The organism is Halalkalibacterium halodurans (assembly GCF_004376175.1).
Taxonomy (GTDB): domain Bacteria; phylum Bacillota; class Bacilli; order Bacillales; family Bacillaceae_D; genus Halalkalibacterium; species Halalkalibacterium halodurans.
The window spans coordinates 1-12,243 of record NZ_SNUY01000089.1; the positions used below are offsets into that span (position 1 = coordinate 1).

General features: G+C 44.2%; 10 protein-coding genes. All 10 read right to left on the bottom strand.

The window, feature by feature from the left end; translation table 11 throughout:
• Window positions 1-293 (bottom strand): transposase family protein (locus E2L07_RS18955; RefSeq protein WP_134229420.1); only part of this gene is annotated, 293 nt, incomplete at its 3' end.
• Between the two features lie 174 nt (window positions 294-467).
• Entirely contained in the window at window positions 468-1,757 is a 1,290-nt protein-coding gene (gene hemL, locus E2L07_RS18960; protein WP_010899187.1) for a glutamate-1-semialdehyde 2,1-aminomutase, read from the bottom strand.
• A 13-nt stretch (window positions 1,758-1,770) separates the two neighbouring features.
• The gene (gene hemB, locus E2L07_RS18965; protein ID WP_010899188.1) at window positions 1,771-2,757 is read right to left on the bottom strand and encodes a porphobilinogen synthase; all 987 of its coding nucleotides are present in this window, start codon (window positions 2,755-2,757) and stop codon (window positions 1,771-1,773) included.
• A gap of 2 nt (window positions 2,758-2,759) precedes the next feature.
• Window positions 2,760-3,491, bottom strand: a complete 732-nt coding sequence (locus E2L07_RS18970; RefSeq protein ID WP_161598566.1) for a uroporphyrinogen-III synthase — start codon at window positions 3,489-3,491, stop codon at window positions 2,760-2,762.
• Window positions 3,492-3,517: 26 nt separating this feature from the next.
• On the bottom strand, window positions 3,518-4,453 hold the full coding sequence (gene hemC, locus E2L07_RS18975) for a hydroxymethylbilane synthase (RefSeq protein ID WP_134230355.1): 936 nt from the start codon (window positions 4,451-4,453) through the stop codon (window positions 3,518-3,520).
• 35 nt (window positions 4,454-4,488) lie between these two features.
• Window positions 4,489-5,304, bottom strand: coding sequence for a cytochrome C assembly family protein (locus E2L07_RS18980; protein WP_134230356.1), 816 nt, complete (start codon window positions 5,302-5,304; stop codon window positions 4,489-4,491).
• Window positions 5,305-5,333: 29 nt separating this feature from the next.
• Complete coding sequence (hemA, locus tag E2L07_RS18985) at window positions 5,334-6,713, bottom strand: glutamyl-tRNA reductase (RefSeq protein ID WP_010899192.1); 1,380 nt, start codon at window positions 6,711-6,713, stop codon at window positions 5,334-5,336.
• 328 nt (window positions 6,714-7,041) lie between these two features.
• Complete coding sequence (gene yihA / locus E2L07_RS18990; protein WP_053430579.1) at window positions 7,042-7,626, bottom strand: ribosome biogenesis GTP-binding protein YihA/YsxC; 585 nt, start codon at window positions 7,624-7,626, stop codon at window positions 7,042-7,044.
• On the bottom strand, window positions 7,623-9,947 hold the full coding sequence (gene lon, locus E2L07_RS18995) for an endopeptidase La (protein WP_053430578.1): 2,325 nt from the start codon (window positions 9,945-9,947) through the stop codon (window positions 7,623-7,625). Before lon ends, yihA begins: the two co-directional genes overlap by 4 nt.
• Window positions 9,948-10,079: 132 nt before the next feature.
• The gene (gene lonB / locus E2L07_RS19000) at window positions 10,080-11,750 is read right to left on the bottom strand and encodes an ATP-dependent protease LonB (protein ID WP_010899195.1); all 1,671 of its coding nucleotides are present in this window, start codon (window positions 11,748-11,750) and stop codon (window positions 10,080-10,082) included.
• Window positions 11,751-12,243: the final 493 nt, after the last annotated feature.

Sequence of the window (12,243 nt, forward strand, 5' to 3'; positions counted from 1 at the left end):
ACTGTCTGACGCTGATATCGCTCTACAAAACAGGCTTTCTCCGCAAACCGCTTCCCGCATCTGCACGCGTACCGGCGCTTTCGATAGAATAGATACACCCACCGTTCAAAGAGCTTGAGATGTTGAACTTTTTGGATGCGGTAATCATGGATTCTCTCGGTTCTCTCCCCGCAGGATGGGCAACGATGAGGCGTTCGCGGCATTTCTACATGGAGCGCGATAAAGCCCTCTCGTTCCTCCATCTTTGTGACCTTCACACCTTTTAATCCGGGCAAATCCATGGTAAAATTCATCGTACACGCAGCTCCTATCCTTTCTTTGTTTCTCGACAATTCAAGGATAATGGATAAAGGAGCCTGCGTGCATTTTTTTTGCCCTCTTTTGTGCAAAAACCCCAACATTTATTGTAGAGCCAAAAAACCTAAAAAAACAACACATGCCTCCTCTAGCGACATGTGCTGTTCAGTCTATTTTTTTAAACGCTTGAATGCTTGACGTGCTGCATCAACTGTAAAATCAATATCTGCCTCTGTATGTTTCGTTGATAGGAACATTCCTTCAAACTGAGATGGCGGAAGTGATACTCCTAGATGTAACATCTCCTTAAAATATTTTGCGAAAAATTCTAGATCTGAGCTTGAAGCGTCTGCAAAATTTTTCACCTTCTTATCGGTAAAGAAAAAGCCAACCATTGAGCCAGCCCGGGACGTATAGTGTGGAATATCATACTCCTTCGCCACAGCTGATAGCCCTTCTGCTAATCGATCTCCTAGTCGATCAAAATATTCGTAATTCGCTTCCGTTAATTGTACAAGTGTCTCATAACCAGCTGTCATCGCTAACGGATTTCCTGATAGTGTCCCCGCTTGATAAATCGGGCCACTCGGAGCGATTTGCTCCATGATCTCTCGTTTTCCACCATAGGCGCCAACTGGAAGACCACCTCCAATGACTTTTCCAAGACACGTCAAATCAGGTGTAATCCCAAATGCCCCTTGCGCACAGTGGTAGCCGACACGGAATCCTGTCATCACTTCATCAAAGATAAGAAGTGTACCATTTTCTTCTGTTAGACGGCGCAACTCTTCTAAAAACCCTGGTTCAGGTGGGACAACTCCCATATTCCCTGCAACTGGCTCAACGATTACACCCGCTAGATCATCGCCGAATTGCTCGAACGCATAACGGACGCTCTCGAGGTCATTGTATGGAACCGTCAACGTATTTTGGGCAACTGTTTCAGGTACTCCTGGACTATCTGGAAGACCGAGAGTCGCCACACCAGATCCAGCTTTAATCAGTAATGAATCACCATGCCCGTGGTAGCAGCCTTCAAATTTTAAAATTTTATTTCTGCCCGTATAGCCTCTAGCTAAACGGAGTGCACTCATCGTCGCCTCTGTTCCTGAGTTAACCATCCGCACCACTTCAATCGAAGGGACACGCTCAATGACAAGCTCTGCTAGCTTTGTCTCTAATTCACTTGGGGCGCCAAAACTCGTCCCTTTTTCTGTCGTCTCTTTTAATTTTTCAACCACTTGATCATCGGCATGTCCTAAAATAAGCGGTCCCCATGAAAGAACATAATCAATATACTCGTTTCCATCAATATCGTAAATGTTCGCTCCTTTTCCTCGTTCCATAAACACTGGGTCCATGTTTACAGACTTAAAGGCACGGACGGGGCTGTTTACCCCCCCTGGCATGAGCGGCTTCGCTCGATTAAACGCTGCGCTTGATTTTTCGAACGTTTTCATAGCATCATCCCCCTCACTTCTCTTCATTTAACCAACGGGCTACATCTTTAGCAAAATAGGTTAAAATTAAATCTGCTCCCGCTCGCTTCATACTTATTAGCTTTTCAAGTACCGTACTTTTTTCATCAATCCATCCTTGCAAGCTAGCTGCCTTAATCATCGAATATTCCCCAGAAACGTTATAAGCCACAACTGGAAGACCCGTTTCATTTTTTACTTCACGAATAATATCGAGATAAGAGAGGGCAGGTTTCACAATTAAAAAATCGGCACCTTCCTCTACATCAGAACGGGCTTCTCGCAGTGCTTCTAACCGATTCGCCGGATCCATTTGGTATGTTTTCCGATCACCAAACACAGGTGAACTATGTGCTGCGTCGCGGAAAGGTCCATAGAATGCTGATGCATATTTTACCGCATACGACATAACGGGTACATCTGTAAACCCTGCAGAATCCAGTCCAGCACGAATAGCCGCTACAAACCCGTCCATCATGTTAGAAGGGGCAATGATATCAGCCCCAGCTTTTGCTTGGGAAACAGCCGTTCTCGCTAATAAATCAAGACTCGGATCATTGAGAATTTTTCCTTCTTCAATGACACCACAATGACCATGATCCGTGAATTGGCAAAGGCACGTATCTGCGATTACCGTTAAATCAGGATATGATTCTTTTACTTGACGAATCGCTTGTTGGACAATTCCATGCTCATGATAGGCAGCGCTACCGACAGCGTCTTTTTCAGCTGGGACCCCAAAAAGAATAATCGCTGGGATTCCTAAAGAGACGATTTCATCCACTTCTGCATCCAACTGATCGAGCGATAATTGATAGACATTCGGCATGGATGGAACCTCTTGTCTCACCCCTTCGCCTTCCTTCACGAAAATGGGATAAATAAGATCATCAATATGTAGTTTCGTTTCCCTTACCATGTTGCGAATAGCGGCCGTTTGCCGAAGTCTTCGATGGCGCTTAAACGTTAAATCTTGTCCCATTGTTATCCGTCCTCCTTTACAAAATCACAGATCGCGTTTACAAGACCTTCCCCTGTATACGTCTTGGCTACAATATGAACCGGCAGTCCACGCTGTTTTGCTCTAGCGGCAGCAATTGGACCAATATAAGCATACAATAAATGCTCGTGAAGTATGAACTCACGATCGAGAAGCGTCACAAAATGATCAACGGCTGAGGGCGAAGTAAACGTAATAATCTCAATCCTATGCTTTTGAAACGCTTCGCATAACATCACTTTGGCTTCCAATGGCCGCTTCGTTTCATAAACGGTCATCTCATCGACGATAAAGCCGTTTGTCTCCAGTCCAACTTTTACGGTAGGGCGAGCTAAATTCCCTTTTGGAAACAGGACTCGGCACGGCTTTAATCTTTTCACCATTGTTTCAACCAATGACTCTGCAACGTACTCATTCGGCATTAAGTCTACACTGATTCCGTAGCGCGAAAGCTCTCGTTGTGTCGAGCTCCCTACAGCCGCAATGGAAGGCAATTTTTTAAGCTCCTGCCGTGGCCATGTGTTGAAAAAAAAACGGACGGCGTTGGCACTTGTGAATACAATCCATTCATATGATTGGATGGACGCCCCTACTTCTTCATACACGTCCATCGTTTTTATAAACGAAAGCAGTGGGACTTCAATTGGAACTCCCCCTGCTTCCTCAATCAAACGAGAAAGGGAAGAGGCTTGCTCCTTTGCTCTCGTAATAAGCACACCCTTCCCCTTTAATACGGGTGCAATCATTGCGACTCCAACCCTTTTTTCACTTGCTCTAGCACTTCCTTCGCTCCTTGATCCATCAAAGTCTGTGCCATCGTTTCACCAAGTTGAACAGGATCTTTTCCACGAAGAATTTCTTTAAAAATTTGCTCACCATCTGGTGTGCCGACTAGGGCGGTTAGCTCAATCTCTCCTTCATCTGTTAACGTGGCGTATCCAGCGATCGGAACTTGACATCCCCCTTCCATCCGATGAAGGAATGTTCGCTCCGCTAGAACCGTCTTTGCCGTTGTGTCATCATTGATCGTCTTTAACATCTCAAGAACTTCGTCGTCATCCGCTCGGCACTCAATGCCTAAAGCTCCTTGTCCAACCGCAGGAACACAAAGGTCTGGGTCAAGATATTCGGTCACAATTTCATTGGACCAGCCCATTCTCTCAAGACCTGCTGCGGCAAGAATGATCGCATCGAAATCTTCCTCTTTTAGCTTTCGCAAGCGTGTTTCAATGTTTCCACGAATCCACTTAACTTCTAGGTCTGGACGCTTCGCTAAAATTTGGGCGGAGCGTCGTAAGCTGCTCGTTCCGACAATTGAACCGGCTGGCAATTCGGCCAACGTATATCCTTCATTTGAAATGAGCGCATCCCTTGGGTCGACTCGAGTCGTTGTTGCTCCTAGAGCAAATCCTTCCTGAAGTACAGAAGGAACGTCCTTCATACTGTGAACGGCGATATCGATTTCTTTGTTCGCCATCGCCTGTTCGATCTCCTTAACAAATAACCCTTTCCCCCCTACCTTTGAGAGGGTAACGTCAAGAATTTGATCGCCTTTTGTGATAATTTTTTTTATTTCAAAATCAAAAGGAGCACCGGCCTCTTTTAATTTGCTGATCACCCACTCCGTTTGGGTAAGCGCCAATTGGCTCCGTCTTGAACCGATAATTATTTTTCGCAATTCTCCAACCTCCAACTCTATTGTTCCAACGTCTTTTAATCCCATAAGTGAAACGTAGATAGGCTACCAGGGAGAAAATAATTGATTAGTATGAGTAAAAAGCACGCCACGTTTAGCAGCGCCATAGAATAGCCTCTTTTCATCTTTACCACACGTTGGTATAAGTAAACCGCATAACCACACATGACGATCATTGATGAGATCACCTTTGCGTCAAACCAAGGCAGTTCCCCAAACTGAATCGAGGCCCAAACAAATCCTAGGATAATGCCAATCAAAAAAAGCGGGAAGGCAAACATTGTCGAGTGAAACGCGTACTGATCCAACTTAGTCAACGCCCCTAACCGCAGCAGCCGTTTTCCCCATTTTTTTCGCTTCAACATTTGGTGCTCGAGAACATACAAAGCGGAAAACGCAAATGCTAGCGTAAGCCCAGCATAAGAAAGCAAAATCATCGATACGTGGATGATCAATAGCTCCGAGATGAGCAAGGAGGCGAGCGATTCTGGTACGTCTCCATCTGGGGTAAACAAACTAAATGACATCATAACAAAGCCGATGATATTGACGAAAAAAACGAGAAAATCGACGCGAAATACACGATTAATGATGAGCGATAGAGTGACAACAACCCATGCATAAAAAAATAGCCCTTCAAATGGGGTAATGATCGGTAGCCGATTTAGGTCAATTGCACGTACGATAAAAAAGACCGTTTGTAGTAACCATACAACAGAAAGCAACCAGAAGGCCAAACGATTGACCTTCCGGTTGTGTTGCAAAAAGTCAATAAAATAAGCAAACAAGCTAATGCTGTAAATGATAATCGTCAACGGGTAAATCCAATTCATATATTGTCCACCTCAGGAGAATGCTTCCACTAAGATTTTACCATAACATGAGATTGTTTCTCCATACAGGTGATTGGACGTTTTTTCGCAAGCCACTCTTGCTCTGCTTGCTTTACTTTTTCTTGTTTTTCTTGCTCAGCCAACTCTTCTTCTAGAGCAAAGATTTTTGTAAACAAATCCAGTGCTTCTTCCCTCTCCGGTGCGTTCGCAAGCTCTTTAATACGAGTGATTGGATCTCTCAACAACTGATTTACAATGCTTTTAGTATGCTTGCGAAGCACTTTCTTTTCTCTTTCCGTTAGGTTTGGAAGCTTCCGTTCAATGCTTTCCATCGTTTCCCCCTGAACGGTTAGCGCTTTTGTTCGCAAGGCTGTAATGATTGGGACAACCCCTAGTGTATTAAGCCATTGCTTAAATTCCACCAGCTCTTCTTCAATCAAAAGCTCAATTTTTTCTGCTTCCGTTCTCCGCTCTTCTAAGTTCGTTTGAACGATGTTTTGCAAATCGTCAATGTCGTATAAGTATACGTCATCATGCGAAGCAAGGGCCGGGTCTAAATCTCGTGGCACTGCAATGTCCACCATAAAAAGAGGGCGACCTTTTCGCTTCTTTAATGCGTGAGAAACCATATCTGACGTGACGACATAACCTGTAGCGCCAGTGGAACTAATGAGGATATCGGCCTCCACTATCGCCTCTGTCAGCTCATTATATGGACGATCCACACCGAGGAAACGCTTGGCAAGCTCTGCTGCTTTTTCTCTCGTGCGATTAATGACCGTCACTTGTTCTGCACCGTTGCTATGAAGGTGCTTTGCTGTTAGCTCGCCCATTTTTCCTGCTCCTAGAATGAGCACTTGCTTTCCTTTAAAATCATCAAAGATTTTCTTTCCAAGTTCAACAGCTGCATAGCTAACAGATACTGCATTTTGCCCAATATCCGTTTCCGAGTGAGCCCGCTTCGCTAAGGTAATCGCTTGTTTGAACAGATGATTAAAAATCGAACCAGTGACTTGCTCTTCTTGAGCGATGAAAAAGCTATTTCTAACCTGTCCTAAAATTTGCGTTTCGCCAAGGATCATCGAATCTAATCCTGTCACCACTCGGAAAAGGTGCTCAATCGCATGATCGTTTTCACGAATCGTTAAAAACGGGGTAAATTCATCTTTCGGCAGCTTGAACCAATCAGCCAAAAAAGTTTTTGTGAAGTGCCGCCCAGTATGAAGTTGATCGGCAACGACATATAATTCCGTTCGATTACATGTTGAAACAATCGTGCACTCTAAAATACTCTTCATTTGACGAAGCTGATGAAGGGCTTGAGGAAGCTCCGAATCTTGAAAGGAGAATTTTTCACGAATTTCAACAGGGGCTGTTTTATAATTTAATCCGATCATTAAAATGTGCATGTCTCTCGCTCACCCCTACAGGAAAAATGACAAAATTCTAGTGTACGTCCAATTCAAAACTATCTACATTATAACATGTCTAATGTAGCTTGTTAAAAAAAGTTTGTGAACAGTTAATGAAGGCTGAACGACTGCTAAACATCCATTCAGATCCAGCCATTGGCTTATCTTCTAGCTTAACCAAATCAAGTCAGAACTATGATAAAAACGAAGTTGTGCCCTAGTGTTTTTTATTTAGAATTATTATTATAAGATATATATTATTATAAATGAATATGAAGGCATGTCAATAGAAAAACACCTTCAACTAGCAGAAGGTGTTTTCGAATCATGAGATCGCATGGAGGATGGCTTTCCATGCCTCATCTTTTCCTACGCCTGTTTCCGAGGAAAAAATGACAATTGGATCGCCTCCATCTTTCCCAAGCACACTTGCGATGTTTTTCACGTGTTTTGGCCACTTCCCTTTTGGGATTTTGTCACACTTTGTCGCGATAATAATGACTGGGATTTCAAAGTGCTTTAACCAGTCATACATCAGTTGGTCATCCTTCGTAGGATCGTGACGAATATCAATGATTTGCAACACAGCTTTTAATTGACCGCGTTGTTGTAAGTACGTCTCAATCATGCGCCCCCAAGCTTCACGGTCTTTCTTTGACACTTTGGCAAATCCATACCCTGGCACGTCAACAAAATGCAAGATGTCATTGATGTTATAAAAGTTTAACGTTTGCGTTTTCCCTGGCCTTTGTGACGTGCGAGCTAGCTTTTTTCGATTGATCATTTTATTAATAAACGATGACTTCCCTACATTAGAACGACCTGCAAGTGCGACTTCCGGTAACGGACTGTTTGGATATTGCTCTGGCTTCACCGCTACACAGTCTAGTTCAGCTTTTGTTACTTTCATTTCTTCTCTCCCAACGCATGCTTTAACACTTGATCTAAGTGATCAACTAAAATATAGTTTAAATCCTCACGTACACTTTTTGGAATATCTTCTAAATCTTTTTCATTCTCCTTCGGGATGATGATAGTCGTCAGTCCAGCACGATGGGCGCTCATCGATTTTTCTTTTAAACCACCAATCGGTAACACACGGCCTCTCAACGTAATTTCCCCTGTCATTCCTACTTCTTTTTTCACAACACGACCAGTTAATGCGGAAATGAGGGCTGTCGCCATCGTGATTCCTGCAGACGGCCCATCTTTTGGTGTAGCCCCTTCAGGAACATGAATATGGATATCGTTTTTTTCATGGAAGCTCGGGTCGATGTCTAGCTCTTTTGAGCGTGAGCGAATGTAACTAAACGCAGCTTGAGCTGATTCTTTCATTACATCGCCAAGCTTTCCTGTAAGAATGAGCTTCCCTTTTCCAGGCACGACCGATACTTCAATCGAGAGCGTATCTCCTCCCGCCGTAGTATAGGCGAGACCTGTCGCTGCTCCCACTTGATCTTGCTCTTCTGCAAGTCCATAGCGAAACCGCTTTTTCCCTAACATTGTTTCGATAGTGTTTTGAGTAACAACCACTCGCTTTTTCTTTCCAGATACGAGCATTTTTGCCCCTTTGCGGCAAAGGGTAGCCATTTGCCGTTCCAAGCTTCGAACACCGGCTTCCCGGGTATAATAGCGAATAACTTTTAAAATCGCTTCTTCCTTCACTTGAAAAGTTCCTTTAGTTAGGCCATGTTCCTTCATTTGTTTTGGCAGAAGATAGTCTAACGCTATTCGCTGTTTTTCAACCTCTGTATAACCAGCAATTTGGATAATTTCCATTCGATCAAGAAGCGGACCTGGAATCGTCATAATGTTGTTTGCAGTTGTAATGAACATCACTTTCGATAAGTCGTAGGGCTCTTCAATGTAGTGATCACTGAACGTATGGTTTTGTTCAGGGTCGAGTACTTCTAAAAGGGCCGCTGCTGGGTCTCCTCTAAAGTCGTTTGCCATCTTATCGATTTCATCAAGTAAAAATACTGGGTTGACCGATCCTGCCTTTTTCATTCCTTGAATAATTCGTCCCGGCATGGCCCCAACATAGGTACGACGATGACCACGAATCTCAGCTTCATCCCGAACACCGCCTAGGGATATACGAACAAACTCCCGGTTAAGTGCTCGTGCCACAGAGCGTGCGAGCGACGTCTTTCCAACTCCAGGGGGGCCCGCCAGACATAAAATCGGACCTTTTAGTTCTTTCGTTAATTGCTGAACCGCCAAATATTCAATGACACGTTCTTTTACTTTTTCTAAACCATAATGATCTTCGTCTAGGATGCGTTCGGCACGGTTTACGTCAAGAATGTCTTCCGTTTCCTTCACCCATGGTAGCTGTATCAACCAATCAAGATAATTTCGGAGAACAGAGCTTTCTGCGGAGCTAGCCGGCATTTTTTCATACCGTTCCAATTCTTTTAATGCTTTTTCTTCTACGTTTTCTGGCATGTTCGCCTCATCTATTTGCTCACGTAATGAGGCAACTTCCCCTGTTTTTCCTTCCTTATCTCCTAGCTCTTTTTGAATCGCCTTCATTTGCTCCCGAAGGTAATACTCCTTCTGAGTACGCTCCATTGATTTTTTGACCCGTTGACCGATTTTCTTTTCGAGCCCGATCACTTCTTTTTCGTTGTTCAATACGTCAATGACTTGCAGCAACCGCTCTTTTACGGACGTTGTTTCAAGAAGCTGCTGCTTTTCGACAATTTTTAACGGTAGATGAGAAGCGATAACATCCGCCAACCGACCAGGCTCAGCAATATCAGAAACAGACGCTAACGTTTCAGCCGACACTTTTTTCGATAGCTTGATGTATTGTTCAAATAATTGCAGCACATTGCGCATAAGAGCCTTATTTTCGGTCGCGTTATCTTCATCATCTTCAGGCAAGGTACGCATCTCTACTTCGATAAATGCATCATTGGCAACATATTTTTCGATCTTCGCTCGCTGAAGCCCTTCGACGAGTACACGAATCGTCCCATTCGGGAGCTTTAACATTTGCTTAACTTTCGCATAAGTCCCAATTTGATAAATGTCGGTTTCGATCGGTTCATCTATAGAAATTTCTTTTTGCGCAGCGAGTAAAATGTAGTGGTCATCAATCATTGCATGTTCTAAAGCTTCAACAGATTTCTTTCGTCCAACATCTAGATGGAGGACCATCGTTGGAAAAACGAGCAATCCTCTTAGCGGCAACAGTGGTATATTGCGCCGCACGCTTTCAGCCATCCGCACACACCTCCAAAAATTCTTCATCCTTCGACAGAATTCGTCATACTCCAATCAATGTTGCGAAAAAATTGGGGGTTTTTGGCGATTCAGTATCTCAATTTTATCTTAATGATACCCCTTTGTCTAATATTAAACTGGCGCTGGTGCGGATACAAACGATTGATTGGCCGGAATCGTTTCCTCTTCCGTTTCTTCACGGATTAAGGCATATGAAAGAACGTCATCAAGATGTTTCATTGGGATAATGGTAATTCCTTCGATCTCCTGCAATATCGCTTGTTCATTCTCTTTTGGAATTAGAACCGTCTTTGCGCCGCTTGCTTTCGCTGCTTCCACCTTGGCGACGATTCCGCCTACTGGCTTGACTGTACCATGAATACTAATTTCTCCTGTCATTGCCACGGTATTGTCGACCTTTTCTTCTTTAATCGCGGAGTAAATGCCTGTTGCAATCGCTACACCCGCAGAAGGACCGTCTACAGGAGCTCCGCCAGGAAAGTTAATGTGAATATCATATTGATCAATCGGCAAATCCATTTTCTTTAAAACGGTAAGGACATTTTCAACTGAACCTTTCGCCATACTTTTTCGGCGAATGGAGCGAGCTTGGTTCCCCGTTTGCTCCTCTTCCGCGATACCTGTAATTGTTACACTACCTTCTGCAACGGAAGGAATGACATCGACCTCCACTTCGAGCAATGCCCCTGTATTCGGTCCAAACACAGCAAGACCGTTCACAAGGCCCACCTTCGGCTCGGACGGAATTTGCCGCTCTGGTCGTGGGGAAAGCTGACTTGAATGAATGACCCATTCCACATCGGCTACCGTCACTTCATGTCGGCCTTCTGTCGTTGCCATACCGGCTGCAATTTGTACGATGTTGACCGTTTCTCGGCCGTTGGTCGCATATGCCGAAATTTTTTCATACACGCCTTCTTCCGCTTTAAACCCTAACCGGTTAACTGCTTTTTTCGCAATTGTCACAATTTCTTCCCGTTTTAAGGAACGGAAATAAACTTCTAAGCAGCGTGAACGAATCGCAGGTGGGATTTCCTCAGGCATACGGGTCGTCGCACCGACAAGGCGAAAATCAGCAGGGAGCCCCCGTTGAAAAATTTCATGGATGTGGCGAGGAATTTGTTGATTTTCTTCACTATAATACGCACTTTCTAAAAAGACTTTCCGATCTTCTAACACCTTGAGGAGCTTGTTAATTTGAATGGAGTGAAGCTCACCGATCTCATCGATAAAAAGCATGCCTCCGTGGGCTTTTGTGACAGCTCCTTGCTTTGGCTGAGGAATCCCTGCTTGCCCCATAGCGCCAGCCCCTTGATAAATTGGATCATGAACTGAGCCAATCAACGGATCAGCAATTCCTCGTTCATCAAAACGAGCTGTTGTTCCATCGAGTTCAACAAATACGGCATCATGGGCGAACGGAGAGTTCGGATTTTTCTTCGCTTCCTGCAACACAAGCCGCGCAGCCGCAGTCTTTCCTACTCCAGGTGGTCCATAAATAATGACATGCTGCGGGTTTGGTCCACATAAAGCAGCTTTTAATGCACGAATGCCTTCCTTTTGTCCAACAATATCTTCAAAGCTTTCCGGTCGGACTTTTTCGGAAAGCGGTTCACTGAGTGAAATGGATTGTAGCTTTCGCAATTGATCCATTTCTTTGCGTGACTCCCGATCAATGGATACACGCTGAGAGCGTTGGGTTTTTAATAAATTCCAGAAATAGAGGCCGATGACGACCCCAAAAAAAAGCTGGACGACAAAGAGAATTCCAGTCCAATTCATAGCGTACCTCCCCGGAACTAAATAAGTTTTTCTTAGTATCTCCGGGAACAAATGACCTAATCAGGTGAACACCGAAATCAGGCTGTCGTTTCTTGGATGGATTGGCGGAGCACTGGTTAACGAGGGAGAAGACAACCTCTACTCTGTTCGCGTTGCGAAACACTAACATGCGTCTAGGCTCTTTTTTCGGTACCGATTAGAGCAGGCACTTCTCTCATCAATTCCAAGCTTGCTTACGATAAGAAGCGTGCAAAGCGCCTGCGTTTGGCGTTCAGCTAGACCTTTCTGTTTTATAGAAAAACTTGTTGTCTCCAAATGATTAGCAATAGCCGTAGTTACACGTATCCCAAACTCTCGAATAAATTTTGGTTCTTAGTCAAATGTTGGGGTGGCATAGGAGGGCGAGCCCCTCTTATCCTACCCCGAATGTTTGATGTTTGAATTGATGATGCAAGAGAATACGGTTTCGCAAGCGATCATAACGCCGAAAACC